The organism is Hymenobacter cavernae (assembly GCF_014641455.1).
Taxonomy (GTDB): domain Bacteria; phylum Bacteroidota; class Bacteroidia; order Cytophagales; family Hymenobacteraceae; genus Hymenobacter; species Hymenobacter cavernae.
The window spans coordinates 60,930-87,303 of sequence record NZ_BMHT01000008.1 but is presented as its reverse complement, the minus strand read 5'-3'; the positions used below and the strand labels follow the sequence as shown (position 1 = coordinate 87,303).

30 protein-coding genes are annotated in these 26,374 nt (G+C 57.4%); 12 read left to right on the top strand and 18 right to left on the bottom strand.

The window, feature by feature from the left end:
• Nucleotides 1-229: 229 nt before the first annotated feature.
• Both IEX74_RS19845 and IEX74_RS19840 read right to left on the bottom strand, forming a co-directional pair.
• Nucleotides 230-856 carry a DNA-3-methyladenine glycosylase family protein gene (locus IEX74_RS19845; RefSeq protein ID WP_188815781.1) on the bottom strand — a complete coding sequence of 209 codons (627 nt, stop codon included), beginning with the start codon at nt 854-856 and terminating at the stop codon, nt 230-232.
• An 18-nt stretch (nt 857-874) separates the two neighbouring features.
• Nucleotides 875-1,528 carry a metallophosphoesterase family protein gene (locus IEX74_RS19840; protein ID WP_188815780.1) on the bottom strand — a complete coding sequence of 218 codons (654 nt, stop codon included), beginning with the start codon at nt 1,526-1,528 and terminating at the stop codon, nt 875-877.
• Nucleotides 1,529-1,960: 432 nt separating this feature from the next.
• Between IEX74_RS19840 and nhaA the strand changes: the two genes are divergently transcribed.
• The gene (gene nhaA, locus IEX74_RS19835; RefSeq protein WP_188815779.1) at nt 1,961-3,103 is read left to right on the top strand and encodes a Na+/H+ antiporter NhaA; all 1,143 of its coding nucleotides are present in this window, start codon (nt 1,961-1,963) and stop codon (nt 3,101-3,103) included.
• 38 nt (nt 3,104-3,141) lie between these two features.
• On the opposite strand, the gene IEX74_RS19830 is transcribed toward nhaA, so the two are convergent.
• Entirely contained in the window at nt 3,142-4,182 is a 1,041-nt protein-coding gene (locus tag IEX74_RS19830) for a threonine aldolase family protein (protein WP_188815778.1), read from the bottom strand.
• A gap of 107 nt (nt 4,183-4,289) precedes the next feature.
• Here IEX74_RS19830 and IEX74_RS19825 point away from each other — a divergent pair, with 107 nt between their 5' ends.
• Nucleotides 4,290-4,751: a hypothetical protein gene (locus IEX74_RS19825; protein ID WP_188815921.1), complete on the top strand. Its 462-nt coding sequence runs from the start codon at nt 4,290-4,292 to the stop codon at nt 4,749-4,751.
• An 87-nt stretch (nt 4,752-4,838) separates the two neighbouring features.
• Here the strand turns inward: IEX74_RS19825 and IEX74_RS19820 are convergent, their stop codons facing one another.
• Nucleotides 4,839-5,339, bottom strand: a complete 501-nt coding sequence (locus IEX74_RS19820; RefSeq protein ID WP_188815777.1) for a metallophosphoesterase family protein — start codon at nt 5,337-5,339, stop codon at nt 4,839-4,841.
• 259 nt (nt 5,340-5,598) lie between these two features.
• Between IEX74_RS19820 and IEX74_RS19815 the strand changes: the two genes are divergently transcribed.
• Both IEX74_RS19815 and IEX74_RS19810 read left to right on the top strand, forming a co-directional pair.
• Nucleotides 5,599-6,297 carry an NUDIX hydrolase gene (locus IEX74_RS19815; RefSeq protein WP_188815776.1) on the top strand — a complete coding sequence of 233 codons (699 nt, stop codon included), beginning with the start codon at nt 5,599-5,601 and terminating at the stop codon, nt 6,295-6,297.
• Nucleotides 6,298-6,318: 21 nt separating this feature from the next.
• Nucleotides 6,319-6,798 carry a hypothetical protein gene (locus IEX74_RS19810; protein ID WP_188815775.1) on the top strand — a complete coding sequence of 160 codons (480 nt, stop codon included), beginning with the start codon at nt 6,319-6,321 and terminating at the stop codon, nt 6,796-6,798.
• Here IEX74_RS19810 and coaD read toward each other — a convergent pair.
• From coaD to IEX74_RS19795, 3 genes are all read right to left on the bottom strand, one after another.
• Complete coding sequence (gene coaD, locus IEX74_RS19805) at nt 6,795-7,262, bottom strand: pantetheine-phosphate adenylyltransferase (RefSeq protein ID WP_188815774.1); 468 nt, start codon at nt 7,260-7,262, stop codon at nt 6,795-6,797. The genes IEX74_RS19810 and coaD overlap by 4 nt on opposite strands.
• 61 nt (nt 7,263-7,323) lie before the next feature.
• The gene (locus IEX74_RS19800; RefSeq protein WP_188815773.1) at nt 7,324-8,205 is read right to left on the bottom strand and encodes a DUF3822 family protein; all 882 of its coding nucleotides are present in this window, start codon (nt 8,203-8,205) and stop codon (nt 7,324-7,326) included.
• Nucleotides 8,206-8,471: 266 nt separating this feature from the next.
• The gene (locus tag IEX74_RS19795) at nt 8,472-8,972 is read right to left on the bottom strand and encodes an NUDIX domain-containing protein (RefSeq protein WP_188815772.1); all 501 of its coding nucleotides are present in this window, start codon (nt 8,970-8,972) and stop codon (nt 8,472-8,474) included.
• A 200-nt stretch (nt 8,973-9,172) separates the two neighbouring features.
• On the opposite strand from IEX74_RS19795, the gene IEX74_RS19790 reads away from it, so the two are divergent.
• The 4 genes from IEX74_RS19790 to IEX74_RS19775 all read left to right on the top strand — a co-directional run bounded on the left by IEX74_RS19790 (nt 9,173) and on the right by IEX74_RS19775 (nt 12,225).
• The gene (locus IEX74_RS19790) at nt 9,173-9,532 is read left to right on the top strand and encodes a PaaI family thioesterase (RefSeq protein ID WP_229755389.1); all 360 of its coding nucleotides are present in this window, start codon (nt 9,173-9,175) and stop codon (nt 9,530-9,532) included.
• 4 nt (nt 9,533-9,536) lie between these two features.
• Entirely contained in the window at nt 9,537-10,070 is a 534-nt protein-coding gene (locus tag IEX74_RS19785) for a hypothetical protein (protein WP_188815770.1), read from the top strand.
• Between the two features lie 14 nt (nt 10,071-10,084).
• On the top strand, nt 10,085-11,500 hold the full coding sequence (locus IEX74_RS19780) for an ATP-dependent DNA helicase (RefSeq protein WP_188815769.1): 1,416 nt from the start codon (nt 10,085-10,087) through the stop codon (nt 11,498-11,500).
• Nucleotides 11,501-11,697: 197 nt separating this feature from the next.
• Entirely contained in the window at nt 11,698-12,225 is a 528-nt protein-coding gene (locus IEX74_RS19775; protein WP_188815768.1) for a DUF1573 domain-containing protein, read from the top strand.
• A gap of 161 nt (nt 12,226-12,386) precedes the next feature.
• On the opposite strand, the gene IEX74_RS19770 is transcribed toward IEX74_RS19775, so the two are convergent.
• The 5 genes from IEX74_RS19770 to IEX74_RS19750 form a co-directional block, all read right to left on the bottom strand.
• The gene (locus tag IEX74_RS19770; RefSeq protein ID WP_188815767.1) at nt 12,387-12,764 is read right to left on the bottom strand and encodes a DUF423 domain-containing protein; all 378 of its coding nucleotides are present in this window, start codon (nt 12,762-12,764) and stop codon (nt 12,387-12,389) included.
• Nucleotides 12,765-12,794: 30 nt separating this feature from the next.
• On the bottom strand, nt 12,795-13,484 hold the full coding sequence (locus IEX74_RS19765) for a YggS family pyridoxal phosphate-dependent enzyme (RefSeq protein WP_188815766.1): 690 nt from the start codon (nt 13,482-13,484) through the stop codon (nt 12,795-12,797).
• 120 nt (nt 13,485-13,604) lie between these two features.
• Nucleotides 13,605-14,657 (bottom strand): vWA domain-containing protein, encoded by a 1,053-nt coding sequence (locus IEX74_RS19760; RefSeq protein ID WP_188815765.1) that lies wholly within the window; start codon nt 14,655-14,657, stop codon nt 13,605-13,607.
• Between the two features lie 83 nt (nt 14,658-14,740).
• Nucleotides 14,741-15,673, bottom strand: coding sequence for a hypothetical protein (locus IEX74_RS19755; RefSeq protein ID WP_229755388.1), 933 nt, complete (start codon nt 15,671-15,673; stop codon nt 14,741-14,743).
• A gap of 10 nt (nt 15,674-15,683) precedes the next feature.
• Nucleotides 15,684-16,586, bottom strand: coding sequence for a DUF58 domain-containing protein (locus IEX74_RS19750; protein ID WP_188815763.1), 903 nt, complete (start codon nt 16,584-16,586; stop codon nt 15,684-15,686).
• A 37-nt stretch (nt 16,587-16,623) separates the two neighbouring features.
• Here IEX74_RS19750 and IEX74_RS19745 point away from each other — a divergent pair, with 37 nt between their 5' ends.
• Nucleotides 16,624-16,995, top strand: coding sequence for a DUF4296 domain-containing protein (locus tag IEX74_RS19745; protein WP_188815762.1), 372 nt, complete (start codon nt 16,624-16,626; stop codon nt 16,993-16,995).
• A gap of 11 nt (nt 16,996-17,006) precedes the next feature.
• On the opposite strand, the gene IEX74_RS19740 is transcribed toward IEX74_RS19745, so the two are convergent.
• The 6 genes from IEX74_RS19740 to egtB all read right to left on the bottom strand — a co-directional run bounded on the left by IEX74_RS19740 (nt 17,007) and on the right by egtB (nt 23,154).
• On the bottom strand, nt 17,007-17,357 hold the full coding sequence (locus IEX74_RS19740; protein WP_188815761.1) for a tRNA-binding protein: 351 nt from the start codon (nt 17,355-17,357) through the stop codon (nt 17,007-17,009).
• Nucleotides 17,358-17,480: 123 nt separating this feature from the next.
• Nucleotides 17,481-18,056 carry a DUF922 domain-containing protein gene (locus IEX74_RS19735; RefSeq protein WP_188815760.1) on the bottom strand — a complete coding sequence of 192 codons (576 nt, stop codon included), beginning with the start codon at nt 18,054-18,056 and terminating at the stop codon, nt 17,481-17,483.
• A gap of 67 nt (nt 18,057-18,123) precedes the next feature.
• Entirely contained in the window at nt 18,124-19,494 is a 1,371-nt protein-coding gene (locus IEX74_RS19730; protein WP_188815759.1) for an MATE family efflux transporter, read from the bottom strand.
• Between the two features lie 83 nt (nt 19,495-19,577).
• Complete coding sequence (locus IEX74_RS19725) at nt 19,578-20,657, bottom strand: pyridoxal phosphate-dependent aminotransferase (protein WP_188815758.1); 1,080 nt, start codon at nt 20,655-20,657, stop codon at nt 19,578-19,580.
• Between the two features lie 71 nt (nt 20,658-20,728).
• Nucleotides 20,729-21,745, bottom strand: coding sequence for an L-histidine N(alpha)-methyltransferase (gene egtD, locus IEX74_RS19720; RefSeq protein ID WP_188815757.1), 1,017 nt, complete (start codon nt 21,743-21,745; stop codon nt 20,729-20,731).
• A 107-nt stretch (nt 21,746-21,852) separates the two neighbouring features.
• Complete coding sequence (gene egtB, locus IEX74_RS19715) at nt 21,853-23,154, bottom strand: ergothioneine biosynthesis protein EgtB (RefSeq protein WP_188815756.1); 1,302 nt, start codon at nt 23,152-23,154, stop codon at nt 21,853-21,855.
• A 320-nt stretch (nt 23,155-23,474) separates the two neighbouring features.
• Here egtB and IEX74_RS19710 point away from each other — a divergent pair, with 320 nt between their 5' ends.
• The 3 genes from IEX74_RS19710 (at nt 23,475) to IEX74_RS19700 (ending at nt 26,354) form a co-directional block, all read left to right on the top strand.
• Nucleotides 23,475-23,771 carry a KGG domain-containing protein gene (locus IEX74_RS19710; protein ID WP_188815755.1) on the top strand — a complete coding sequence of 99 codons (297 nt, stop codon included), beginning with the start codon at nt 23,475-23,477 and terminating at the stop codon, nt 23,769-23,771.
• A gap of 157 nt (nt 23,772-23,928) precedes the next feature.
• The gene (menC, locus tag IEX74_RS19705) at nt 23,929-24,999 is read left to right on the top strand and encodes an o-succinylbenzoate synthase (protein WP_188815754.1); all 1,071 of its coding nucleotides are present in this window, start codon (nt 23,929-23,931) and stop codon (nt 24,997-24,999) included.
• A 68-nt stretch (nt 25,000-25,067) separates the two neighbouring features.
• Nucleotides 25,068-26,354, top strand: a complete 1,287-nt coding sequence (locus IEX74_RS19700; protein WP_188815753.1) for an aspartyl protease family protein — start codon at nt 25,068-25,070, stop codon at nt 26,352-26,354.
• Nucleotides 26,355-26,374 lie beyond the last annotated feature (20 nt).

Below are 26,374 nucleotides of genomic sequence, written 5' to 3'. Positions count from 1 at the left end.
GTCATCAACTGCTCAAGATCATGCTTAATATCGTCAGAGGATAAGTTTGCCTGTTGCTTTGTTTGCCTGACAGCAAGCCCTAGCTCGCCCCACATTTCTAGGTTGCTTCCCCATGCAGTTGTTCGCCAACTCCTCAATCCAGTGCTAGACAAGTTTTCGGCAGCTAGCTTATTGCAAAGCATATCAATAAAACAGAACAACTCTTCCCAATCCTTAAAGGCGCTTTTCATTACTTTACAGGCGTATTATCCAACGACCGCCACAAGTACTTCGAAGCTAGGGTGCGGTAGGGACGCCAGGCTTCGGCAATCTGAGTCATGCGGGTGAGCAGGGCGCGGCCGGTTTCTTCCAGGCCGTAGAGGCGGCGCATAGCGTTTTGAATACCTAGGTCGCCTTCGGGAAAAACGTCGGGCTGATCGAGGGCAAACATCTGAATCATCTGGGCCGTCCAGCGGCCAACGCCACGAATACTGGTGAGGTGGCGCGTCAGGCCTTCTTCGTCGAGGCTGCTGATGTGCTGGAAGTCAAGCTGGTCGCGCTGGGCAAAGTCGGCGATGGCGCGCAGGTAGCCCGCTTTCTGGCGCGACAACCCCACGGCCCGCATTTCCTCATCCGACAGCGCCAGCACGGCTAGCGGCTCGGGGTAGCCATCGGGCGCAAACAAGCTCTCAAACTTTCGCCAGATAGCGGCCGCCGCTTTGGTCGAAATCTGCTGGCTGACAATGGCCCGCAGCAAGGCCAGGTAAATATCCTCGTGGGCGCTGGGCTGAATAGGCCGGCTTGCGTCGAGCACGGTCGCCAGCACTGGGTCGACTTGGTGCAGGTGGAGCAGGGCGGCTTCGGCAGAAGTAGACATGCGGCAAGCTAGGAGAAATTAGCTGATATCAGCGGCCTCCACCGGAATAGCCACGATCTGCAAAATCTCGCCCTCGGCTGTGAGCTTTACGCCGGTCAGCACGCGACCTAGGTAGGCGCCCGTGTCGATGCTGAGGGTGTGCGAAAGACGGTCGAAGAGCGGCAACCCGTTGGGCGTGGGCGTGTGGCCAATCACCTGAAGCTTACCAACATTGCGCAGCGGACCGCGCCGCCACAACACGCCATCCAGGTTTTCTTCGTCGTAGGGGTCATCTGTATCGGCCAGGCCGGCGTGGCTGACGACTACGTGGTCGTTTTCCCAGATCAGGGGCCGCTGCGCCAGCCAGCGCAGGTGCGGCTGAAGCAGCGACGGTTGCTGGTCGTATTGATGCACTGTGGTGCGGCCGCCCCAGTTGAGCCACTCCGGAAAAGGTCCGTCCGAGCCGTAGTGCCGGATCATGCCCGCTTCGTGGTTGCCGCGCAGGAACACGGTTTGGCCGGGATAATCGGCGTGCACTTCCATCGCCATAGCCACTGTTTCAGGGGCAAAATTGCCGCGGTCGACCAGGTCGCCGACCTGAATCAGGAGTTCTTCCTGCGGTTGCCAGTAGCGCAGCAGCGCCTGGAACGTGTAGTAGCAGCCATGCACATCGCCGATAAGAAAAAGATTCATGAACAGTAAAGCTAGGCAGCGCATCGGCCAGAAGGGGCTAGGCTGACCAAGAATGATTTAATGAGAAGGAGAGGATGCGTATTCAGCACGGTGCTGAGCCGCAGCTGTTTCACCAAAGGGTCAATGGTGAGGGCTTGTACCGCGATGAAAAACAACTACTACATAAGTAATGCCTACAATCAGACCGCACAGCAAGCTGGCTGCAAGCACAAGGTTAATGCTACGAAAAATCTGGCGAGCAAGCTGTTTGTGCTTTTAAAACTTTAGCTAGGTTGCTGACAGTTCGGTGTCAAAACCTAAACTTGTCACTGATAACAAAAGGAGGCAGCCGGTACTTCATACGCTTTTTCAAGCGGTTGGGACAAGCCATTGAGGCAGCTACCATTGCCTGAAAACGAACCTTTGTGGCTGATACCGGTATCTTTACCCTTGATGCTACTACGAAGAATTATCGCTCCTATTCGGGACTTGTCAGAAACGGGTAAGCTTTCAGGGCTTTTGTTGCTGCTGGCAACGGCCGTGTCATTAACCATCAGCAACACAAGTTGGGGTGACGCTTACCATCACTTTTGGGAATTTCAGCTAGGTATGCCGCCGTTGGAAAAGAGCGTAGAGCATTGGATCAACGACGGGCTGATGGTCGTGTTTTTTTTCCAAGTTGGCCTGGAAATTAAGCGCGAGGTACTCTATGGCGAACTGACCGACTTGCGCCACGCCATGCTGCCGGTTATTGCGGCGATAGGCGGCGTTGCCTTGCCTGCGGGGGTGTATCTGCTTTGCGCAGCCGGCACGCCAGCGGCGCACGGCTGGGCCGTCCCGACGGCCACTGACATTGCCTTCTCGCTCGGCATTCTGTCGCTGCTCGGCGACCGGGTGCCGTTTAGCCTCCGTATTTTTCTCACCGCTCTAGCCATCATCGACGACCTAATGGCGGTGATTATTATTGCCGTGTTTTATACGTCCCAATTGCACCTGCCGTATCTGCTGGGTGCCGCGGGCGTATTTGCAGTGCTGGTTGGCTGTAATAGATTGAAAATAATGACCTTGCCTATCTACTTTGGGCTAGGTATTGTGCTGTGGTTTTGCGTGTTGAAATCGGGTATTCACGCTACTATTGCGGGCGTGCTGCTGGCCATGACCATCCCGACTGCAGCTATCGAGCGTCTCGAAGCGGCGTTGCACAAACCCGTTAGCTACCTCATTCTGCCGGTGTTTGCGCTGGCGAATACCGCCATCGTGCTTTCCGCCGACTCATTTAGCAACCTGCTGTCGCCGCTGGGGCTAGGGGTAGGGCTAGGTCTGATGCTGGGCAAGCCGCTCGGAATTTTTGGTGCCACCTGGCTTGCCGTCCGCTCTGGTTTGTCGTCGCTGCCAGAAGGAATAACGTGGCTGAAGCTCCTGGGGCTAGGTTGCACGGCCGGCATCGGCTTCACCATGGCCATTCTCATTGCCAACCTTTCTTTTACGGAAGTAGCGCAGGTCGATTTGGCGAAGCTGGCTGTTATCATCGCCTCCTTCGCGTCGGCGCTGCTTGGAATGGCCGTGTTGTGGGCGGCCACTAAAGCAAGCGAATAGTAATAATTGCTGCTTCTAGTGGCCGCCCGCTACCAGGGCTAGGCTGGCACCGATACCGACGCTAAGGCAGCTTCAACGCGCTGAAGCATAGCATCATCGAAGTCGAGGTGCGTGACGAAGCGGATCATCTGCGGACCGAAGGAAGACGCGCGGATACCTTGCTCTTCTAAGTGTTGCAGAAACGCCGTTTCGGGCAGCTCGTCGGCCAGGCGGAAAATAACGAGGTTGGTTTCGGCGGGGAGTACCTTCGCCACGTACGGCTGCGCGGCCAGCGTGGCGCTCAACTGCTGCGCCCGGCGGTGGTCGTCGGCCAGGCGGTCTACGTTGTGCTCTAGGGCATAAAGACCAGCGGCAGCCAGGTAGCCCGCCTGGCGCATCCCGCCGCCCATAGCCTTACGGATGCGCTTCGACTTCTGAATCAACTCTTTACTGCCAAGCAGCACCGAGCCAACCGGCGTACCTAGGCCCTTAGAAAGGCAAACCGAAATCGAGTCAAAGTACTGGCCGTAGTCCTCGGCCTTCTGGCCGGTAGCAACCAACGCGTTGAATACACGGGCACCATCCAGGTGAAGTTTCAGGCCATGACGGCGCGTTACTTCGGCAATCTGCTCGATGCTTTCGAGCGAGTAGCAGCTGCCACCGCCGCGGTTGCTGGTGTTTTCCAGGCACACGAGGCGGGTAGGCGGGTAGTGAATGTTGTTTTTGTCGCGGATAGCGGCTTCCACCTGCGCCGCCGTAATCCGGCCCCGGTCGCCGGGCAGCAGGGCCACGGAAGCGCCGGAATTAAACGCAATACCGCCAACTTCCCACAAGTAAATGTGCGCCGTCTGGTCGCAGATTACTTCCGTCATGGGCTCGGTTTGGGCCTTGATGGCGATTTGGTTGGTCATGGTGCCGGAGGGGCAGAACAGGCCGGCTTCCAGGCCAAAGCGGGCGGCGGCGGTTTCTTCCAGCTCCCGTACGGTGGGGTCTTCTCCATAAACATCGTCGCCAACGCGGGCGTGGAACATGGCATCCAGCATGGCTGGCGTGGGGCGCGTGACGGTGTCGGAGCGCAGATCAATGATAGGTTCGGGCATAATGGCTGAGGGTAAGGCCGAAAGAGAAGATAAGCGTATGTTTCGCGATTCAAAAATAAGACTTACTTTTGCCCTCCATTTACAAATCGACTTAAACCGACCCGGATATGAGCACTACTCGCCTCAAGCGGAAGCACCGCAAGAACATTGCGCGCGCCAACAACAAGCAGCGTATCATCAAGCAACTGCTTCTGACCCCCGTTCTGAAGAACGTGGACCTAGATGAACTGAAGTCACGCTTCACCACAACGGGTGCTAGCTCTGCTGCTACTGGCGTAGTTGCTTCTGTTAAAGAAGCTGCTACTTCGGCAATCGACAAGGTGAAAGAAGTTGCTGCTGATGTAGTTAACACCGTAGCGCACTCCGATGTAGTGGAGAAGGCTAAGGAAGTAGTAGGCGACCTGGTAGAGAAAGTGCAGCCTGCTGCCACTTCGACACCTTCGCAAAACGAAGAAGCTAAAGTAAACCAGACGGGTTCCGAAGGTTTCGACGAAGCCGAAGCCATCACCAAGCCCGTGAACGAAGACGGCCAGGAAGGCGATAAGCCGAAGCCCGAAATCGCTCTGTAGAGCGGCCTGCCACCGGTGTCGGTCGGCTATAGAAAGCAAAAAGCGCTTTTCTTGTGAAAGAAAAGCGCTTTTTGCTTTTCAGGCTCCTCACCCCACCCGCGGACCTAGCTCTATAGCCTGCAACTGCTGAACCTTGCCTGCGGCTACCTCGAAGCGCAGCAGCGTCCGGACCTTATGAAAACCGTGGCGGCCGGCCGCGCCAGGGTTCAGGTGCAGCAGGTGCAGCTTCGGGTCGGGCATCACTTTCAGAATGTGCGAGTGCCCGCTGATGAATAAACCGGGACGCTCCTGCGCCAGCAGCAGCCGGGCGGCCGGGCTATAGTGGCCCGGATAGCCACCGATATGCGTCATCAGCACCTTCAGGCCTTCAATCTCGAAGCTCTGCACCAGCGGCTCGGTTTGGCGCACGTCCTGCCCATCGATATTGCCGTACACGCCGCGCAAAGGAGCCAGGGCTTTAAGAGCATCCACGATGGCGGCTGTGCCGAAATCGCCGGCGTGCCAGATTTCGTCGCAGCCGGCTAAGTGGTGCACGATGCGGTCGTCGAGGTAGCTGTGGGTATCGGAGAGTAGGCCTATTTTTTTCATGTAGTGGTACGCCGTTAAGTAAATCGCCAGGACAAACGTCTACGTGGAACCGGCAAACAACAACATTTTTCTTGGGCAGCCGACTTTCGCGCTGTGCGCCTTCATTCTATTTTCATTTCTCATTGCCACCAGTACAACTCAACCGGCCGCAACGCGTATCTTGCCCGACCTAGGCTAATTTCCGTTTGCCGATATTTATGCTGTGTTTTGCGGCATAATCTGTTCCCTTCCCCCATTTGCCCTCAGATCATCCTGCGCGATGAATGTTTTTATCAATGATATCCCGCTGATTATCAAAAAGAACAGCGAGAAGGTGTACAAGCACCGCTACGACCTGATTCTGAATCCGGAAGACGAGTTTACGTCCAAGGATTTGATCGGTGATGTGCTGATTCGCGACGTAACCGATGGCTTTATCGACCGGCTGCTGCGTCTGATGGAGGTGAAAAAGCTCAAGAAGCTGAAGTCGCTGACGCTGCTGGCCCGCAAAAAAAAGCGGCTTATTCTGCACCTGAAGGATCAGTTCCGCATTGTGAAAGCCGCCGGTGGCCTTGTGGTGAAGGATGGAATGATTCTGATGATCTACCGCCTAGGTATGTGGGATTTGCCGAAGGGCAAGCTCAAAAAAGAGGAGGATCCCGGCACCGGCGCCCTGCGTGAAGTTGAAGAGGAGTGCAGCATTACCGTGGTATTAGGCGAAAAGCTGCCAAGCACCTGGCATTCCTATGCTTACAACGGAAACAAGATCCTGAAAAAAACCAGCTGGTTTATCATGCAGTGCCTCGACGACTCGCTGATGAAGCCACAAGCCGAAGAATCGATTGAGGAAGTGCGCTGGATGACGCCCCAGGAAGCACTGAATGTACTCGATGAGTCGTATGCTTCTATTGCGTTGGTGGTGCGGCACTACCTGAGCGAACAAGCTGGCACTGATTCTGCGAAGGAAGCTGCGAAATAACTCCCTTCGGCGGAGTTGCCTATGCGTCGACTCTACTATCTGCTTGTTTTACTGGGCTTGTATGAGCTGGCGGCCTGCACTGGCCGTTCAACTGTCGGGGAACGGCGTGTGTCTGCCGTAGTCCACGCGCCCGCCGCGCATACGCCTTTCAACCTTCCCTCATTGCTAGGTTGCACCATCGATCAGGTGCGCCAAAAGCTAGGTTCGCCGCTCGAAACAGCTGAGCAGGACCTAGGTCCGGAGCCAACTGAGGCGCAGAAGCACACGCCCGCCGGCGAAAACTGGAATAACACGTTCAAGAACAAGGGCACTACGTTCATCGTGAGTTTCAACGCCAACACGCGTAAAGTGCACGATATTATTGTGCTCGGAGATGATGAAGATGAGCTGATGCAGCGCAGCAACCTGACGCTAACGGCGCTCAACTACATCGTGGTGCCCGTGCTGAATCCGGAGAATACCAACAAGGTGCTAGGCGTGCGCATGATACCGCGCAGCTAGCCAGCTGCGTAAGGTGGTAGCTTGAACGGCACAAAATCATCGACTGGGCCACCAAAGCGGTGAATCTCGCGGATAATGGTGCTGCTGATGGCTGCCAGTGCCGGCGACGTAATCAGAAACACGGTTTCCAGCTCGGGGTTGACGTGCCGGTTGGCTTGCGCAATCGTGTTTTCGTATTCGAAATCAGTGGTGTTGCGCAGCCCGCGCAGTAGAAATCGGGCTCCAGCTTGCTTGGCAAAATCAGCAGTCAGCCCTTTGTACGCCTGCACCGACACGCAGGGCTCATCCTGAAATACCGACTCAATCAGTGTTATCATCTCCTCGACAGGTAGATAGCGGGTTTTGCTGCTGTTGTTGCCGATGGCAATAATCACCTTATCGAAAAGTACCGTGCCGCGGCGCACCACGTCGAGGTGCCCATTGGTGAACGGATCAAAGGAGCCGGGAAACAGCGCGATACGCATAGAAGAGTGACTGAGTGACTGAGTGGCTGAGTGTGTATCTGAACGACTTCACTCAGTTACTCTATTTACATAAGTGAAGGCTATACAGCTCGAAGTAGCGGTAGTCAAATACGTCGTTGAGGCGGTAGCTATAAGCTAGGTCGAAGGGGCGCGTACCGAAACGAACGTTGCGGACGTATTTGCGCAAAATGGTAAATAGCTCAGAGTCAAGCAGCAAGTCACCCCACACGACGATGCTGTCCTGATCGGGGTTGAGCTGTAGCTCCTGCATCACCAGGATGGTGTAGTAGATAAAGTCTTCGGCGCTGCTAAAAGGGAATATATTGCAGAATTCCAGCCGTTTGCCCTGCACGGCTACCAGCGTTAGCTCCTGCGGATTGACATGCAGGTACAGCTGCCGTGGCGCCGATTGCTTGCTTTGGTGAACGATGCCTTCGATCAGGGCGCTGGTTTGGTGCAGCAGGCAGCTGGTAGAATAGCTAGCTTGCAGCCAGGCAGATAAAGACTTTTCGGTGGCAAAAACACTCACCATATCGAGTCCGGTATGCTCGTAGTAGTGCAATGTTTCCTCTGCTAGCTGCAAACCGTGGTGCAGCCGCAGATAGGTCGCTTCATCGCCGGGGCGAAAAAGTGGGGCGGGCAGCAGCGTAAAGTCGCGATTCTGCACCGCTAGCCGCACCTGCTGCCAACCGGCCTGCCTTAGCAGCTCGTGCTCAGCGGTCAGGGCTTGGAGCTGTGCTGCCAGCGACGAAGTAGCCGTTACGGCATAATCTTCCAACAGCACAAATTTGTTGCGCTGCACTTCCGCCAGACCTAGGCGTATGCCGGCTGGGCCGGCTGTAATGTAAAGATTATAGGCGCTCGGGTTAGCTGGGTCCAGCGTTTCGTCGCGGAAACGGTGCTGGACAACAGGTACGGAAGCAGCAGAATCAGAGAAGGGCACAGGGCAATCGGGAAAGAGGCGGTACGGAATAGGGCCTCAAAGGTACGAAGTTAGCTTCTAGCTGTTGGCTGTTAACTGTTCCGGTGGAGGACGAAACGCTGTAGGAACGCGTCACGGCGCGTTCTCGTCCGGGCGGCGTGCCCAGAGTAGATACTAAGCGGCATCGTTCAACGACGAACGCGCCGTGGCGCGTTCCTATAGCGCTTCGTCCTCCACCGATGCTATCACAAAAAGCTAACAGCCAATAGCTAACAGCTAACAGCTAATCACAGCCGAAAGCGAATTTGGGGAATATAAAGATCGTCGGGGCTGATGATGTGGCGCAGCACGGGGTGCACCTGTTGGGGCGGCAGCTTCACGAGCTGGCGTGTCGGCAGAAAAGCTAGCTTCGTGAGGAGCTGCGCATCGGCGGCGTGTTCGGGGTCGGTGCCGAGCTGAGGCAAAGCCTGCGGATCGGTTGGCGTTACGGCAAAAAATAGCTCCAGCGCTTGTAGCTGGTCGCTGCCGAACTCGTGCAGGTGCAGAAAGCGACCGGGTATAATAGTCAGGCCGGTTTCCTCCCGAAACTCCCGTTGCAGGCACTCCTGCACTGATTCGCCAAACTGCCAGCCCCCGCCCGGCGGCGACCAAAACAGCGCACCATCGGGCAGCAGCCCACGATGGGCGGTAAGCAAAACAGCGCCATCGTGCACGAGCAGACCGCATACGCGCACCCGCACTTGATTGGTGTAAGCACCTAGGAGATTAGAGGTAAAGGGGGTGGACATAGGTGTGGTTTGATTGATCGGGAGCGGTTGTTGGTGGGCTGATTTGCTGTAAGTGCTAGACTATTCTTCTGCTAATCGATTAGCATATCAGCACATCAAGAATCAGCCTGTTACTTTTGTAGATGCCTCCTACGCAAAACTCCGCCTCAACGCTAGATTTAGCAACCCGAATTCGGCAAAAGCTCACCATGCAGCGCTTCATGCATCTCGTCGGCGCCGACCTGACCACCATTGAACCCGGCCGGGTGGAAGCAGAGCTAGCTTTGGAGCAAAAACATCAGCAGCACCGCGGCTTTGCCCACGGCGGCCTGGTCGCCACAATGGCCGACTTGGTAGCCGGTTTCGCCGCCGTCACGCTCGTGCCCGACAACTATGGCGTCGTAACGGCGGATTTACGAGTTTCCTATTTACACCCAGGCGTAGGGGAGAAGCTGCGCGCCGTGGGTTGGGTGCTGAAAGCCGGCCGCCGCCTGCACTTCTGCGAAGCCGAAGTCTGGTGCGATGATAAAATGATTGCTAAGGCTTCTGCGACAATGGCCGTTGTGGAGCCCGTTCAGTAGAGATATGGGAGAAGAATGGGAATACTTTATCTCTTGGTATAAGCTTGATAGAGAGGATGGCTATCTTCTGTGGAAAACGGGTGATGCTACGGATGCTATTTATACGGACGCCGATGGTCGCATTCCTTCTTTCGGGTCTATTTCTCAGATTACGGAATTCGCCAAAGAGTCAGGAATAACTTTAGTACATGAAGAGCCCAGACTTCAAAATCTAGATTGGGCTAAAAACTGGTTGAAAAATCCTAGAGTTTTCATTGATTGTAGGGCTTGTCTAACAGCATGGAATTTCTTTCTGGATGTAGCAGAAGGTACGAGCAGAAGATTTGCAGGCCAAAGCGGTGAGCGAAGGCAAGCGTGGCGTGGAAAAATCTACGACAAACTATTCTTCGGCACATCTACCGGCATGCTGCTGGCGCCTCCCGAAACTCCCCCTTACAAACCTAGGTGGAATAAAGACGAGCGAAAATTTATCGCAAAAGTCTTAACGCAAGGAATGCAAATCTTCCGCCGGTATGTTTACTGGGTTGAGGAAGTTTAACATCATACTATTTCATGCTTACAGTCCGCACTCCTTCGCTCCGCGACTACTTCCCCTTCGAACCCACCCAAGACCAATCGGCCCTTTTCCAGCAACTCGATGCTTTTCTGCGCGACGAGTTGCCGGGACGCAAGGCGTTTGTGTTGCGGGGCTACGCGGGTACGGGCAAAACAACCGTGGTGAGTGCCTTGGTGCAGTGGCTGCACCGCATGGGCCGCAAATACACGCTGATGGCACCCACCGGCCGCGCGGCCAAGGTGATGAGCGCTTATTCGGGTGTGCCGGCCAGCACCATTCACAAGAAGATTTACCGCCAGACCAGCGGTACGCCTTCTGAGAAGCTGTCCTTCCAGCGTCAGCCCAACCGCACGGCTGATATGTTCTACATCGTCGATGAGGCTTCCATGATTTCGGATGAGAAGGCATTCGGCGAAAACGGCCTGCTTGATGATTTGATGGGCTATGTGTTTGAGAAGCCTACCAACCGCCTTTTGCTCATCGGCGATACGGCCCAGCTGCCGCCGGTGGGTCAGCTGCTCAGCCCCGCGCTCGACCCTAGCTTGCTGGCCCATCGTTTCCATGCGAAGGTTGATTCGGTGGAGCTGCGCCAGGTAATGCGTCAGGCCGAAGAATCGGGTATCCTGATGAATGCTACGGTGTTGCGCGATGAGCTGCGGGAGGAAAAGCCGGAAATTCAGTTCTTCACCAAAGGCTACCCCGATATCTTCAAGATGAACGGCGACAAGCTGGAAGACGGCTTGCGCTGGGCCTACAAGCACTTCGGCCACGAAAACACGACCATCATCTGCCGCTCCAATAAGAACGCCAATCAGTACAACCAGTACATCCGACGAATCTTGTTTGATGCGGAAGATGAAATAGAAGCCGGCGACTACCTGATGGTGGTGCGCAACAACTATTTCTGGCTGCCGAAAGATTCGGAAATGGGCTTTCTGGCCAACGGCGACTTCGTGCAGGTAACCAAGATTGTGCGGCGCACGGAAGAGTTTGGCTTCCACTTCGCCGATGCCAGGGTGCGCTTCGTAGACTACCCCGACGAGCCCGAAATCGAAGTGAAGCTGCTGCTCGACACGCTGCACACCGAAAGCCCCGCCTTACCCGCCGACCGCAGCAACGCCCTTTACCAAGCCGTGAGCGAAGATTATGCGCACCTAGGTACGAAGCGCGAGAAAAGTGCCGCGTTGCGCAAAGACCCGTTTCTGAATGCCTTGCAGGTGAAGTTTGCCTACGCCCTGACCTGCCACAAAGCCCAGGGCGGCCAGTGGCAGGCGGTGTTCGTCGACCACGGCTTCCTGAAGGACGACATGGTGAATTCTGAGTTTGCGCGCTGGCTCTACACGGCCATTACCCGCGCCGCCGAGCGGTTGTTCCTGCTGAACTTCAATGCTAAGCTGCTCAGCGATTTGTAGTCGAGCCAGGTTGACGCGAACAAAGCGCGCTAACCTAGGTTGTGCAGAAGATCAGATTTTCGGGCGCTAAGGAATTTAAAATTCCGTTAGTACCTTACTACCTCCAAAACCGAAGCAGAAGCGCGAAGACAGCGCAATCTGCCTATCGCCGCAAACACGTATTTTTGTCAAACACAATTCTTTAACGTCTTCACCCCATGAAAAAAGCACTTGTTCTGGCCCTGGCGCTCTCGCTGGCTGGTTTTGCCTCGCAGGCTCAGACGGCAGCCGTGAAACCTGCTAATGCCACCGACAAAGTAGCCGGTCCTCAAATCCAGTTTGAAACGGATAAGTTTGACTTCGGCACCATCAAGCAGGGCGACATTGTAGACCACACGTTCAAGTTCAAAAACGTAGGCACGCAGCCGCTCGTGATTTCGAACATCGGTGTAAGCTGCGGCTGCACCACCCCCGACTGGACGAAAGAGCCCGTGATGCCCGGCAAAACCGGCACCGTAACGGCTAAATTCAACAGCGCCGGCAAAATGGGCATGCAGAACAAAGTGCTGACCATCGAGTCGAACTCGGCTGCTGGCAACGCCATGGTTTCGCTGGTAGGCACGGTTGCCGATGCTACTACGGCCTCTGTAGCTCCCGCTGCTAAGTCCTCCGACATTGATGCTGCCGATGGCAAGCAGAAGGTGAAAGCCACTGACAGCAAAATCAAAGCAAAGAAGAAGTCGTAATTGACTGCTTTTGCTGAGCCTAAACAAGAAGAGCGACCTAGCTAGGTCGCTCTTCTTGTTTTATCTGTCATTGCGAGCAACGCGAGGAATCTGAGTTAGGACCTAGGTTGCTAATCCAGATTCCTCGCGCTGCTCGCAATGACAGTTAAACGACAGTTCTACTACAATTGCCGCGCAGCCCAAAGCAGCGCAATCCAACCCGCAATCAGCGCCAGCCCACCGATAGGTGCAACGGCACCTAGCTTGGTAATGCCGGTGAAACACAACGTGTAAAGCGAGCCGCTGAACAAGATTACGCCGATCAGCCACATCCAGCTGACGGTACCTAGCTCGCGCATCTCGGGTTTTGCTTGGAGCAGTATGCCCACAGCCAACAAGGCCAGTGCATGATAAAACTGATAGCGCACAGCGGTTTCAAACGTATCAAAGCGGCCGGAAGCTTCCAGCATAGGGCGCAAACCATGGGCGCCAAAGGCACCGATTCCCACACCTAGGGCACCAAGAAGAGCAGCAATTTGGATGATAGCACGAGCAGTCATGGGCAAGAGAAAGAGAAGTACAACAAAGCGCTAAGACGCCGCAGTGGCATAGTTGCGGTGCCCAAAAATAGCGCTGCCGACGCGAATGAGCGTGCTGCCTTCCTCGATGGCTAGTCGATAATCGGCACTCATGCCCATCGAAATTTCTCGGAAAGTCTCAGCATCAGCGAAGTAGCTAGCTTTCAGCTTTTCAAAGTAGCCACGTAATTCCTGAAACTCGCGGCGGAGTTGCGCCTCGTCATCGGTGTTGGTGGCAATGCCCATCACGCCGGTGATGCGTAGGTGGTGCATGGCGCGGTACGCCTCCGATTGCAGGATTTCTTCTGCTTCGGGAAGCGAAAAAAGGCCGGTTTTGGTTTCCTCATCGGCAATGTGGAACTGCAAGAAACAGTTGATGATGCGGTCGTTCTTGGCGCCTTGCTTCTCGATTTCCTGCAACAGCTTCAGGCTATCGACACTCTGAATCGTGTGCACGAACGGCGCAATGTACTTGACCTTGTTCGTTTGTAAGTGGCCGATGAGATGCCACTCAATATCGGCCGGAAGTTCAGGCTGCTTGGCTGCCATTTCCTGCACTTTATTCTCCCCAAAGAGCCTGGCTCCGGCCTCGTACGCCTCACGGAGCAGCTCCACCGGGTGCGTTTTGGTGACGGCTACGAGGCGGCAGTTTGTGCCCTGAAGCTGCGCTTCGAGGTGGTGAATGTTTTCGGCTATGGACATGAATTTGAGGTGCTAATATGATGATGAGATAATGTGCTGATTAGCATAAGTGTGGTAGTTTGGATTGATAATACATTCAAAAAACAGCACATCATCTCACCAGCACATTATCTCATTAAGTCAGTCTTCCAGTGCGTTTGTGAGAAACGTGTTCTTCAAGGCTAGCCACACGAGCCACAAACCTACGCACCAGAACAGGTAAAGACGGTAATAGTCTTTTGTGTTGCGGAAGCGCGTCTGCTTGATTTCAGACTTCTCGTACTTGTCGATCTGGCGGAATACCTGGCGCAGGGCATCGTTGTCGGTGGCGCGGAAAAACTGGCCTTCGCCGGCCTGGGCGAGCTGGCGCATGGTGGTTTCGTCGAGGCGGGTTTCTACGAAGCGGGGGCGGCCGTTTTCTTCGGTGCCGTAGGGCACAATGCCGTCTTTGCCCAGGCCAATGGTGTAGAGCTTCAGGCCGTAGGCGTGGGCAAGCTGCGCGGCCGTTAGTGGGTCGAGGTTGCCGGCCGTGTTTTCGCCGTCGGAGATGAGGATACAGATCTTGGAGCGGCTGCGCGAATCGCGCAAGCGGTTGGTTGCTACGCCCAAGGCCGAGCCGATAGCCGTGCCATCGTTCGGAATCATACCTAGCTTAAGGCCGCCGATACTCTCGCGGAGCAGGTCGTAGTCGGTGGTGAGCGGCACGACCGAGTACGCATCGCCGGCGAAGACCACCAGCCCAAGCCGGTCGCCTACCCGCCCGTCGGTAAACTCCCGCGCCACGCGCTTGGCGGCCTCCAGACGGTTGGGGCGTAAGTCCTGCAATTCCATTGAGCCCGACACGTCCAGCACCAGCAGGATGTCCACGCCCTCACCGGTTTGCACCACGCGCTCATCGGTGCGTTGCGGGCGAGCCAGGGCAACTATACCAAACATGAGGCTCAGAAACAGCACCACATTGGGCACGAAGCGAAGCAACGCGCTCCAATCGCGGCGCACCTGTCCGGCCACGAAAGCCACCGCCAGCCGCGGCCGACGACGGTAGCTCAGCGCCCAACGCCCGAAGAACAGCAACGGCAGCAGCGGAATGAGCAGCAACAACCGCGGCGCTTCCCAGGAGTAGCTCGTGAGCGTGGCATAACGCAAGCTATCCACCAGCGGACCTAGGAAATGTTGCCAAATCTGTTCGAGCATAGCGTAACTGAGTAACTGATTGACTGAGTAGTTGTGCAGCAACTACCAGTAACTGACAATTGGTAACTGGTAGATGATACCTGTTAACTGGTAACGGGTAACTGATAACTGTCAACCGTTAACTGATACCGGCGTTCGGCGAAGTTGCGGAGCAGGGTAAAAGCTAGGTCTGTTTCCTCCTCGTCCTCCACCAGCTGATTCGCATAGATAACCTTATCGGCAACACGCAAGGCGCGATTTACATCCGGGTCGTTCTGGTAGAGCGCCACGATTTCCTTGGTTGTCAGGCTGTTGATGCCGTTATCTTCCAGGCCGGTCAGATAGTTTTTCCAGAGCGTAATGGCGCGTTCCATGTTCGTGAGGGAGCGGGAAAGCGTAAAACGCTCCACATGGCGCGCGTATTGGGCCAGGAAATACACGTGGTTTTTGCGCATTTTGTAGCGCTGATAACGCTTGCGCAAACGCCGGCCAAAACCTAGCCCCAGCCCGGCGGCTATCAGCGCCACCACATCAACCACGGCCAGCAGATACGGATAATTGAAGTCGGAGGCGACGGGTTGCAGGGTCGTATCCTGTTGCAGCACGGGCGGCTCATTAGGGCTGACGAGCGGCGCCGTACGCAGCAGGCGCACGGCGGCCGGCGACGTGGCAACGGTAAGCGTATCCTCCCCGCGCAGAATCGTGACGGGCAGACTCAGCTGCTGGACCGAGTCGAGGGCGAAGGTGCGCAGGTGGTAGATGGCGCGGTCGAGGCTGCGGCCTTGCCGCGTGCGCGTGGGCTGATACGTTTTGCCCACAAACTCGAACGGCTTGAAAGTCGCTGTTGAATCGGGGAAAACAACTTCCAGGCTAGGTGCGTGCTGCAATGTCAGCTCATAATCAATGACTTCACCCACGCGCACAGTCGGCCGCAGAAAACGACCTTGTGGCTCATTCGCACGCACTGGTGCCTGCGCCCAAGCGGGTAAGGTGATGAGCAAAAGCAGCCCTGGCAAGCTCCAGGATTTCAGCATCACGATTGCCACCTTAGCTACGGCCACTGCGTTGATTGCGCCGCCGAAACAAACTCACCAGCTGCGGCACGTAATCGGTGTTGGTGGTAATGGAAACGAACTCGGTACGGTGGCGGCGGCAGATCTGCCCGATTTGCTCGCGGTTCTGCTCGTAGGTAGCCCGGTAGCGCGTGCGAAACGCTTCGGAAGAGGTATTCACCCACACGGTGCGCCCGGATTCCTGATCGAGCAGCGGAATAATGCCGAGCGGCGGAAATTCCCGCTCGCGTTGGTCGAGCAGCTGCACCACAATCAGGTCGTGCTTGCGGGCCAGCATCGTCAGCTCCCGCTCGTAGTTGACGTCAATAAAGTCGGAAATCAGCAGCACGATGGTGCGACGCTTGAGCAAACCTAGGGCCTGCTTGATGCCCGCCCTGACCGCCGTGCGGGGTGAGCGGGGCTGCAACTCAAACAGCCGCTTGATAAGCGCATACGCATGGCGAATGCCTTTGCCGGGCGCCAAATACAGCTCTTTCTGATCGGAGAACGCCATAATACCTAGGCTGGCATCTTGGCGAGTGGCCGTAAGCGCAAGCAGCCCGCAGATTTCCCGGCCCACGTCCAGCTTTTGCCGGCCTTCCGCCCCGATCTTCTGCGAAGCGCTGACGTCGAGCAGCAGCATAACCGATTGCTCGCGCTCCTCTTTGTAGGTTTTCACGAACGTGCCGTGGCCCTTGCTCGATACAGCCCAGTCGATGGCGCGCACCTCGTCGCCGTACTGGTAAAGGCGTACGTCGTCGAATTCCAGCCCGGTGCCTTTGAACACGGAGTGAAAATCGCCTTGCAGCTGCGCATCCACTGTTTTGATGATGCGTATTTCCATTTGCCGCAGCTTGCGAACTAATTGCTGAAGCGGAGTGCCGGGTTGCGTATTCATTAGGACTAAGCTACGGCTTCTGGCTAACTTTGCTGCTGTGAAAAACCTTCGTTCCCACCTGCGTCTTACGTTCGCCCTGTCGCTGACTGTATTGCTGATGCAGTGCCAGCGCCCCGAGGAGCCGGTGCGCCCCGCGCTGCTGCTGCCCAAAGAGAAGATGGCGAGCTTGCTGATAAACCTGCATATTGCTGAGGCACAGGTGGAAGCGTCGCGCCTCGCGCCGGATTCAGCGCGGGCCATGTTCAACCAGCTGCGCCGCGACCTATTCTGGCGCTACGAAACCACCGATTCGGCCTTCTACCAGAGCTACCGCTACTACGCCGTCCACGACAAGGACTTGGATAAGATTTACGGCGACGTTATCGACAGCCTCTCGGTGCGGGAAACCAAGCTGGGAGAAAAGAAGTAAGCCGCTGAAAGCTAGGCTAGTCGGCTGCCATTGGGTACCGGTGAGGCCAGCGTAGCCAGCACAATATGGCCATCAGCATCGGGTGCGCCGGTCACGAGCACTTCGGAGCGGAAAGGGCCAATCTGCTTCGGTGGAAAGTTGACCACGCACAGCACCTGGCGGCCCACCAGATCGGCGGGCTGGTAGTGGTGCGTAATCTGGGCGCTGGAGCGTTTCTGGCCAATTTCCGGACCTAGGTCGATGAGCAGCTGATAGGCTGGTTTGCGCGCCTGCGGAAATTCGCGCGCTTCCAGAATAGTGCCTACGCGCAGGTCAACGCGCTCAAAATCAGCCCAGGAAATAAGATTAGAGGAGTCGGCCATAAAATGTAAAAACGCGCCACGGCGCGTTCGTCGTCTGGTTATTTGTTTGAGCAAGCAAGCGCAAACATACAACCTAGGTCGTATGACGACGAGCACGCCGTGGCGCGTTCCTACCTAGCTTAACTACTTCACGGCAAACTGGGCCAGCTGATTGAGCTGGTTCTGGATGTTCACCTCCCAGCCGCGCTGGCGGTCGGTGGTGAGGCCGTGGTTGGTTTCCTGGTCGTAGCGGGCTTCTTCGCGCTGCCACTCGGCAAACACGGCGTTCGACATATTCTTAAAGCGCGGCTGCAAATGCTCACAATCGAACTTAGCCAGACTGATCTTCTGGCGCAGCTTCCGGGCGTACAGCTCCGTGATGTCGAAGTGAAGCTGCTCGTGGCGCAGCAGGTTCGGGGTGGCCTTGCTCGGGTCGCGCACCCACGATTCGGTCGGAATAAAGATGGCGCGCACCGTGGAGGCAAACTTAAAGTCCTGACACGCCGCCTGCACGTCGATATTGGCCGAGGTGAGGGCCGCCAGCCGGTCGGAAGGCGTGGGCTTGCTCTTGAAGTCGGCCCAGGTCAGCGGCCGGTTGGCCGACCAGGTGAAGGTGCCCGGCGTGGCGTCATTTGCGGCGGTAGCCTGCGTGCCCTGGCCCGGACCCTGAAACAGATGACTGGCGAGAAGGAGCGGAGTTAGAAAAGAGAAAAAAGACATGAAAGGCGCGGATAAGAAGGACTAGCAGATAGAAAAACATCGGCTAACCCATAGCAAGAATAACGCCTTAACGCCTGACTACGGCTGCTTCGTTCATTGGGGCCGCTACGGCGCTGTGCTGCCGGAAACGCCACAGCAGCACCACCGCTACAGTCGTGAGTCCGGCCAGTAAGCCAATCCAGACGCCCACGCTACCTAGCTTTAGGCCAAAACCTAGGCCATAGCCCAGCGGCAGCGCCACGGCCCAATAAGCAAGCAGCGCCACCACTGAAGGCACCTTCACATCTTCCAGGCCGCGCAGTGCACCCAGGCCTACCACCTGCAAACCGTCGGAAACCTGAAACAGCGCCGCAATGAGCAGGAGGGTAGCTGCTTGCGCAACTACCGCCGGATCGTGGTTGTAGAAATGCGGCACGAAATGACGGCCACTGATCAGAATCAGGCCCATGCTGCTCATGAAGAGGAAGGCCAGCAGATAGGCCGTAAAACCTGCCTGACGGGCGCCCGCCGCATCACCTAGCCCCCGCAGATTGCCGACCCGGATCGTAGCGGCGGCAGCAATGCCACTAGCCGCCATGTAGGTGACGGAGGCAATGTTGATGGCAATCTGATGCGCAGCCAGCGCGGTGGCACTCAGCCAGCCAATCATGATGGCCGAGAAGCTGAAGGCTCCCATTTCGAACATCATCTGCACGCCAATGGGAAGCCCGAGGCTCAGCAAGCGCCGCATGGTAGCGCCGTGCAGCCGAAGCCAGCTGCCTGCCGCTTCGCGGTACGGACGTAGTCGCTCGGCACGCAGCACGTAAGTTGCCATGAGTAGCGCCATGAGCACGCGCGCAATCAGCGTCGCCCAGGCTGCGCCTATCATGCCGAGCGCAGGCGCCCCGAAGTGCCCGAAGATCAGCGCGTAGCAAAGCAGCGCGTTAACGATATTGGCCATAATGGAAAGCAGCATGGCCTGCCGCGTGAGACCTAGCCCCTCCGCAAATTGCCGAAAGCCCTGAAACACCATTAGCGGCAAAAACGACAGAAAGATCACCCGCACGAAGGGCGCGGCCAGCTGCACAACGGCGGTGGGCTGGTGAAAATAGGGGAGCATGGGCGCGATAAGCAGCCCTAACACGCCTAGTACCAGGCCCGCCAGGCTGCTCAGCAGCACGCCATTTACCAGCAGCTGACCCAGGCGGGGCAGGTCGCGCTTGCCATCCGCAGCGGCTACCAGGGGGGTAATTCCCATCGAGAGACCCATCCCCAGCACCATCACCACGGTACTGAGACTGACGCTCAGCGACACGGCCGCCAGCGGGACCGTGCCTGTTTGACCCACCATCACGCTGTCGCACACGTTGACAAGTACGTGTCCTAACTGGCTCAGAATGACTGGGTAAGCCAGTAACAGGGTTGGTTTGATGTGTGAGCGAATAGCAGCAAAAGGCATAATAACCGGAGTGGATGGAAGCGCAAAGGTACGATGCCCGGCAGCAAGCCAACCTAGGTTGTGTGCCGGCCCGACCACCTGGATTAGCTTGCTGCTAACGTTCTGTGTAGGCGACGGAAGGCTTCCCGCAAATCGGCGGCGGGAACGGCGTAAGAAAGCCGCGCAAAACCGGGGGCTCCGCAGCTGGCACCATCAACCACGGCTACGCCGGCCGCCTGCAAGCGGCTTACGAATGCTGCCGAGGCGACTTCGGGTGACTTCTGCGGATCGAGGTAAGCCGTGAAATCGGGGAAGGCGTAGTACGTGGCTTCCGGGTGGGAACAGCGGACGTTCGGCAACGTGGCCAGGCCGTCGAGCAAAATGGCGCGATTTGGGGCAAGCTGGGTGAGCAGGTTGTGCGCAATGGTCGGGGCGGCTTCGGTGGCAGCCAAGGCCGCCAGCTGCGTAGGAATCGGCACAGCAGTCGCGGTGGCAAACTGCCAGGCCGCGCACGCCTGCGCCACATGCGCAGGCGCCACCAGGTAGCCCACACCCCAGCCGATAAGCGCCAGCGACTTCGAGAAGCCATTGACAACCAGATGCTGACCGTGCGGATCGTCCCACTCCAGCAGCGAGGGCACTGGTTCCGCACCGAACGTAATCAGGTTGTAAATCTCATCGGAGAGAACAAACAAGCCAGGGTGCTGCCGCGTGACAGCCAGCACGGCATCCAGCTCGGCGCGATGGTACACGCGGCCCGTCGGGTTGTTTGGGTTCGACAGCAGCAGCACGCGGGTGCGAGGCGTGATGGCCGCCTGAAGCGCCGCTGGGGTTAAGGCATAATCATCATCGGCGGCCAGGGCTAGAGGGCGCACCACACCACCAGCCTGCTCAATTAGCTGCCAGAACCCGAACCAGTTAGGTGTGGGTAGCAGCACTTCATCACCGGGGCGGAGCACGGCTTTCAGCAAAGCAAAAAGCGCCGCTTTGGTGCCAGCCGTCAACACAATCTGCTCCGGCGCCACGGAGCTGTTTGGGTAGCGCGCCGCCAATGCTTCCCGCAAAGCGGGCAGTCCTGCTATGGGCGACACGGGCAACACGCCGCTTTGCAGGCTAGTCGTAGCCGCCGCAACCGCTGCGGCCGGAGGCGTGAAGTTGCCGTAACCCGAAGCCAGGCTGATCATTTGACAGTTACCAGTTACCAACTATCATTTAAGAGGAGGAGCGCTGCGACCCTTGGCGAGTGTTAATCAACCTAGACTGTGGGCGTTAGAATTACGTCAGCGAAATAATCCTGGGCATCGGTGAAGAACTCCGCGACGCGGAAACCGGCATCCGTAGCTAGGTTTTGAATCTGGGGAGCCGTGAACTTGTAGGAATTTTCGGTGTGAATAATCTCCCAGGCGGCAAACTGAAAGCCAGCTTTGAGGGCAGCAATCGGTACCATTTGGGCTCGGGTGCTGACCAGAAAAGAGCGCACCACGCCGGCCAGCGGATCATAGTCGGTGTAGTGCTGCCAGTTGGCTAGGTCAAACTCAGCACCTAGCTCACGATTGAGTCGGGTAAGCAGATTGAAGTTGAACGCGGCCGTAACTCCCTGGGCATCATCGTAGGCAGCGCGGATGAGGCGCGGGTCTTTCTGCAAATCAAAGCCGATCAGCAGGCGGTCGTCGGGGGTGAGGGGCTGAGCTAGGTTTTGGAGAAACACCAGGCGCTCCGCGGGTAGAAAGTTGCCGATGTTTGAGCCAAGAAACAGCACCGCCTTGCGGCCAGGTTTAGTGGCCATCAGCTGCAGGGCTGCCACGTAGTCGGCCACCACCGGCTCTACCTGCAAGCTAGGTAGCTCCTCGCGCAAGCTCGCCGCTAAGCCGTCGAGCGCCGCCGAGGAAATATCCACGGGAACGTAGCGAAAGTCGGTGCCCGCCGCGAGAAGGTGACGCAGTAAGATCTTGGTTTTTAGACCGTCGCCGGCACCTAGCTCGATCAGGTAAAACGGCGCGCCATCGGTCGGCCGGAGCGCGGCGGTGATGGCCTCGCAGTGCGTGCTCAGAAGCTGGTATTCGGTGCGCGTCGGGTAATACTCCGGCAGCGCCATGATCTGCTGAAACAGCCGGCTGCCTTCGTCGTCGTAGAAGTACATGGACGACAGCGTCTTGGGCGAGCGGCTGAGCCCTTCGGCAACGTGGCGGGCTAGGTCAGTGATTTGCTGATCGGTTGAGGTGCTAATCTGCTGATGCGTTGGCGTGCTGACGTCCGAAGAAAATAAAGACATAGAAAACATGTAGAGGAAAGCAGATGAGTAGCTGTCTTAGTCCGGGTTCATGCTTTCGAATAGCAGTTCGGTAGACCAGCACATTAGCACATTAATCAATCAACAAATTACCGCGCCAGGCGGATGCCGGTGAACTGCCAGCGCTTGTCGGCGTGGAAGAAGTTGCGGTACGTCAGGCGGATATGGCTCTCGGGGGTGGCGCAGGAGCCGCCGCGCAGCACCAGCTGATTGATCATGAACTTGCCATTGTACTCACCCAGTGGGCCTGCGGCGCGCTCGTAGCCAGGGTAGGCGTGGTAGGCCGAATACGTCCATTCCCAACAGTCGCCGAGCAACTGGTGACACGCGGCAGGGTCAGCGTCAGGGGCCAGGGGCTGCGGGTCGTATTGGGCGCTTTCCACAAAGGTGCCAGCGGCCGAATCGGGTTTGAAGCGGCGGGCGGCTATTTCCCATTCCTGCTCGGTGGGCAGGCGGACCCCGGCCCAATTGGCGTAGGCATCGGCTTCGTAGAAACTAACGTGCGTTACGGGTGCGGCCATGTTCACGGGTTGCAGGCCGTGGTGCGTGAAGCGGAACCAGCGACCTTCTTTCTGCACCCAATATAGAGGAGCCAGCCACTGCTCGCACTGCACCAAATCCCAGCCTTCGCCGAGCCAGTGGCGGAAGTCACGGTAGCCGCCAGCCTCGATGAATTGCAGGTACTCGCCATTGGTCACCAAGCGGTTTTGCAGGGCAAAGTCGGCTACGTAGGTTTCGTGTGGGGCCTGCTCATTATCAAAGCAGAACCCATCGCCTGCGTACCCAATGCGGTAAACCCCGCCCGGCACCGGCAGCCAGGTAGCCGCAGGCGCCGGCAATTCAGGAGCTAGGTTTGCGGGCGCTGGCAGGTATTCGGGTGCCAATGGATTGGTGCTGAGAATGTATTTGATATCGGTAACCAGCAGCTCCTGATGCTGCTGCTCGTGCTGAAGACCTAGCTCACAAACGGCCGCAAAAGAATCAGGTAGCTCGGCGGCACGGCCCAGCAGGCGCTGCATGTGCTCGTCCACGTAGGCGCGGTAGCGGTACACGTCAGCCAGCGCGGGGCGGGAAAGTGTGCCGCGGTCGGCGCGATTTACGCGGCTGCCGAGGGAGTTGTAGTAGGAGTTGAACAGGTAGGCGTAGTCGGGGTGGAATACTTCGTAACCCGGCTGATACTCGCGCAGCAGCATGGTTTCGAAAAACCAGGTGGTGTGGGCCAGGTGCCACTTCGGCGGGCTCACATCAATCATGGGCTGCACCACCGTATCCTCAGGCAAGAGGGGCTGACACAACCGCTCAGTTTGTTGGCGTACGGTCTGGTAGCGACCTGAAAGCGAAGCAGCTACTGGAGAGGTAAGCGCCGGTGCCGGCGCAAAGGAAACAGCCATAGGAGAAAGACAAGAGGGGGAGTACAGGTGTAACTACAAAAGCAACATCGGGTTTGGGCTACCCTACGCAAAAGTGCGGGTCGCGCACTGGGTATTTGACGCAACTGTTTTATTTACAAGACCCTAGGTCTGTCGAATTGTTCAGTCTGAGTATTTATCGCGCCAAAGTAAGCTCAACTACGGAGTAAACACTAGGTACTATATGGTATTTTAAGTTAGTAGGTGCTTTTAATGGCTGCCACCGTCATCTAAGCCGCTAACTTGACCGTTAGAAAGCCAAAAGGCATTCAGCTCCGAATTTCCACAACCTACAACAAGCTATGATTACTAACGGACAGAACCAGCGCGGAGGTACCTCGGCACAACACGCAGAAGCCGGCCGGAAAGGCGGTCAGGCTAGTGCAAAGGGCGGTCAGACCAGCCCATCGGGCAAGAGCCTTCGTGGCTTTGCCGCTATGGACCCAGCCGAGCAGCGTCGCATTGCCAGCGAAGGCGGCAAGGCATCGCACGAGAGCGGCCGTGGTCATCGGTTTACATCAGAAGAAGCCCGTGCTGCCGGCCGTAAGGGGGGCCAGGCAAGCCGCGGACGGGGCAACCAGGGCGGTGCTACCCGATAGCTCCTTCTGATGTAACGGCGACTCTTCTTGAGGTCGTCGACTTATAAACAAGCCTCCGCGCCATGCGCGGAGGCTTGTTGTTTTTAGGGGATGACGCAGTAAAACCTAGGTGCTGGCTTTCGTATACCTTGCAAGCAGCTATTTTACTGCTTTGTTTATGCTCGTGCTTTCTTACTCCAGGCGCGTATTGCGCTTCAACTTTCCCGCCCGCACCTCGCGCGGCGCACTTACTGAACATACTGCCTACTACCTGCGTCTGCACGACGACCAGGAGCCCGCCCGCGTCGGCTACGGCGAAGCGGCACCGCTGACAGGACTCAGCCCCGACGACCGCCCTGATTTCGAGGCGCAGGTACAGGCGCTATGTGAGGAATTCAATCAACAGCAGCTAGCTGACTTCCCGTACGAATACGCGCACCGCTTCGTGGGCGCAGAGTGGCCATCCTTGCGCTTCGCCCTCGAAGCGGCCTTGCTCGATTGGCAAAACGGCGGCCGCCGCCAGCTTTACGATACGCCCTTTAGCCGTGGCGAGGCCGGCATTCCCATCAACGGCCTGGTGTGGATGGGCGATGCCGCGTTCATGCACCAGCAGATTGAGAAGAGGCTGACGGAAGGCTACTCGTGTCTGAAGCTGAAAATCGGTAGCCTCGATTTTGACACCGAGCTTCAGCTGCTGGCTGAGATTCGGGCGGTGGCGGGGCCGGAGCGCCTCACGCTGCGGGTAGATGCCAACGGCGCCTTCGCACCCACCGAAGCTAGGTCGAAGCTGGAGGCGCTGGCGCGTTTTGAGCTGCACTCCATCGAGCAGCCGATCCGGGCCGGGCAGCCGGCCGCTATGGCGGCGCTGTGCCGTACCTCGCCCGTGCCCATCGCCCTCGATGAGGAGCTGATCGGCGTGACCGATGCAGCGGCGCAGGAGCAGCTGCTGGATACGATCAACCCGCCGTTTATTATTCTGAAACCGACCCTGCTGGGAGGGCTCGTGGCTGCTCAGCGCTGGATGAAGCTGGCCGAGGAGCGCGGAAGCAGCTGGTGGCTGACCTCGGCCCTGGAATCGAACATCGGCCTGAATGCGGTGAGTCAGCTGGCGAGTGCCTACGTGCAGTCCGACTTTCCGCAGGGCCTAGGTACGGGGCAGCTCTACCATAATAACCTAGCGGCGCCGCTCCGGATTGAGGCCGGGCGGCTGCACTACGCCCCGCAGGAAACCTGGGAATTACCCGCCTGATTCAGAGCTGGAACCGGGCGTACGTTGTGGGCGTTTTTTAACTAACTTCCCCACCCATCCCACCCTGTATGCGTCCTTGTTGGCCGTTTGCGCTGCTGGCGCCGAGCTTCTTGCGGCGCGGCCTGCTACTCAGCGCCCTGCTCGCGCTGAGCAGCTGCTTCTTCGTTAGCGTTGCGGCGTATGCGCAACCAGCAGCTTTTCGTTTTGTAAAAGCCCGCGCCCACAAGACCAAGGTGCCTTTTGAGCTGCAACGCAATCTGATTGTGGTGAGCGCCATGCTCAACAGCAAGGGGCCGTACAATTTTCTGCTGGATACGGGCGTCAATATTTCCCTTATCACCGATCCACGCCTGCACGAGGAGCTAGGTTTGCGGCAGGGCGAGCGGTTTCGGGTAGTGGGGTCGGGGAGCGAAGGCGGCCTAGATGCCTTCAAGACGGATAGCGTCCGGGTGGTGATACACGGGGTTGAAGCGGCCGCTCTCACATTTCTGGTGCTTTCCGACGACGCCCTCGACCTATCCGGCTACGTGGGGATGCCCATGCACGGCATCATCGGTAGCGACCTGTTCAGCAGCTTCGTGATGCGCATTCACCCGCTGTCGGGGCAGCTCGACCTCTACGACCCGATTCACTACCGTACGCCCCGCAGCCGCCGCTGGTCGGCGTTGCCGCTCACGCTCGAAGGCGGCAAAGCTTATCTGCACACTGAAGTTGCTGTAAACGATACCGTTAAACTACCGCTGAAGCTCGTGCTCGACACCGGCGCGGGCCACGCGCTGTCGCTCGAAACCAAATCAGACCCGCACCTAATCGTGCCGGCGCGGCGCCTACGCTCGCAGCTGGGTCGGGGCCTGAATGGCTTCATCAACGGCTACCTAGGTCGGGTGGCGAGCTTGCAGCTGGGGCAGTATCAGGTACGGTCCCTGCTCACATCCTTCCCCGACGCCGACCAGGTGCGCGCCGAGGTAGCGCGCAATGGCAACATCGGCTTTGAGCTGCTGAAGCGCTTTGAGCTGATCATTGATTATCCGCACAACCGCTTGATGCTTCAGCCCAACAGCTTATTCCGCGACCCATTTGAACACGATATGTGTGGGATGGAGCTGCTGGCCGCCGGCCCGAACTACCGCCGCTATTTCGTGCTGCGGGTAGAACCTAGCTCCCCCGCCGACCAGGCAGGTTTGCGGGCCAACGACGAGATATTGTCGGTTAATCTGCTGCCTACCGCCGGCCTCACGCTTACCCAAATGAGCCGGCTGTTTCACTCCGCCGACGGCCGGCAGCTCCTGCTCATCGTTCGGCGTGCCGATGGCGAGTTGGTTACAACGGCCGTGCGGCTGAAGCGGCAGATATAGAGTCTGTTACGCCCCTGGAA

Coding starts and splice junctions, on each gene's coding strand:
- IEX74_RS19845 (WP_188815781.1), bottom strand. CDS start 856: ATGTCTACTTCTGCCGAAGCCGCCCTGCTCCACCTGCACCAAGTCGAC.
- IEX74_RS19825 (WP_188815921.1), top strand. CDS start 4,290: ATGAGCACTACTCGCCTCAAGCGGAAGCACCGCAAGAACATTGCGCGC.
- coaD (WP_188815774.1), bottom strand. CDS start 7,262: ATGCGTATCGCGCTGTTTCCCGGCTCCTTTGATCCGTTCACCAATGGG.
- IEX74_RS19750 (WP_188815763.1), bottom strand. CDS start 16,586: ATGAATACGCAACCCGGCACTCCGCTTCAGCAATTAGTTCGCAAGCTG.
- IEX74_RS19785 (WP_188815770.1), top strand. CDS start 9,537: ATGGGAGAAGAATGGGAATACTTTATCTCTTGGTATAAGCTTGATAGA.
- egtD (WP_188815757.1), bottom strand. CDS start 21,745: ATGTCTTTATTTTCTTCGGACGTCAGCACGCCAACGCATCAGCAGATT.
- IEX74_RS19765 (WP_188815766.1), bottom strand. CDS start 13,484: ATGTCCATAGCCGAAAACATTCACCACCTCGAAGCGCAGCTTCAGGGC.
- IEX74_RS19790 (WP_229755389.1), top strand. CDS start 9,173: ATGCATCTCGTCGGCGCCGACCTGACCACCATTGAACCCGGCCGGGTG.
- IEX74_RS19740 (WP_188815761.1), bottom strand. CDS start 17,357: ATGGCCGACTCCTCTAATCTTATTTCCTGGGCTGATTTTGAGCGCGTT.
- IEX74_RS19730 (WP_188815759.1), bottom strand. CDS start 19,494: ATGCCTTTTGCTGCTATTCGCTCACACATCAAACCAACCCTGTTACTG.
- IEX74_RS19780 (WP_188815769.1), top strand. CDS start 10,085: ATGCTTACAGTCCGCACTCCTTCGCTCCGCGACTACTTCCCCTTCGAA.
- IEX74_RS19840 (WP_188815780.1), bottom strand. CDS start 1,528: ATGAATCTTTTTCTTATCGGCGATGTGCATGGCTGCTACTACACGTTC.
- IEX74_RS19830 (WP_188815778.1), bottom strand. CDS start 4,182: ATGCCCGAACCTATCATTGATCTGCGCTCCGACACCGTCACGCGCCCC.
- IEX74_RS19700 (WP_188815753.1), top strand. CDS start 25,068: ATGCGTCCTTGTTGGCCGTTTGCGCTGCTGGCGCCGAGCTTCTTGCGG.
- IEX74_RS19815 (WP_188815776.1), top strand. CDS start 5,599: ATGAATGTTTTTATCAATGATATCCCGCTGATTATCAAAAAGAACAGC.
- IEX74_RS19795 (WP_188815772.1), bottom strand. CDS start 8,972: ATGTCCACCCCCTTTACCTCTAATCTCCTAGGTGCTTACACCAATCAA.
- menC (WP_188815754.1), top strand. CDS start 23,929: ATGCTCGTGCTTTCTTACTCCAGGCGCGTATTGCGCTTCAACTTTCCC.
- egtB (WP_188815756.1), bottom strand. CDS start 23,154: ATGGCTGTTTCCTTTGCGCCGGCACCGGCGCTTACCTCTCCAGTAGCT.
- IEX74_RS19725 (WP_188815758.1), bottom strand. CDS start 20,657: ATGATCAGCCTGGCTTCGGGTTACGGCAACTTCACGCCTCCGGCCGCA.
- IEX74_RS19810 (WP_188815775.1), top strand. CDS start 6,319: ATGCGTCGACTCTACTATCTGCTTGTTTTACTGGGCTTGTATGAGCTG.
- IEX74_RS19820 (WP_188815777.1), bottom strand. CDS start 5,339: ATGAAAAAAATAGGCCTACTCTCCGATACCCACAGCTACCTCGACGAC.
- IEX74_RS19710 (WP_188815755.1), top strand. CDS start 23,475: ATGATTACTAACGGACAGAACCAGCGCGGAGGTACCTCGGCACAACAC.
- nhaA (WP_188815779.1), top strand. CDS start 1,961: ATGCTACTACGAAGAATTATCGCTCCTATTCGGGACTTGTCAGAAACG.
- IEX74_RS19735 (WP_188815760.1), bottom strand. CDS start 18,056: ATGTCTTTTTTCTCTTTTCTAACTCCGCTCCTTCTCGCCAGTCATCTG.
- IEX74_RS19760 (WP_188815765.1), bottom strand. CDS start 14,657: ATGCTCGAACAGATTTGGCAACATTTCCTAGGTCCGCTGGTGGATAGC.
- IEX74_RS19775 (WP_188815768.1), top strand. CDS start 11,698: ATGAAAAAAGCACTTGTTCTGGCCCTGGCGCTCTCGCTGGCTGGTTTT.
- IEX74_RS19770 (WP_188815767.1), bottom strand. CDS start 12,764: ATGACTGCTCGTGCTATCATCCAAATTGCTGCTCTTCTTGGTGCCCTA.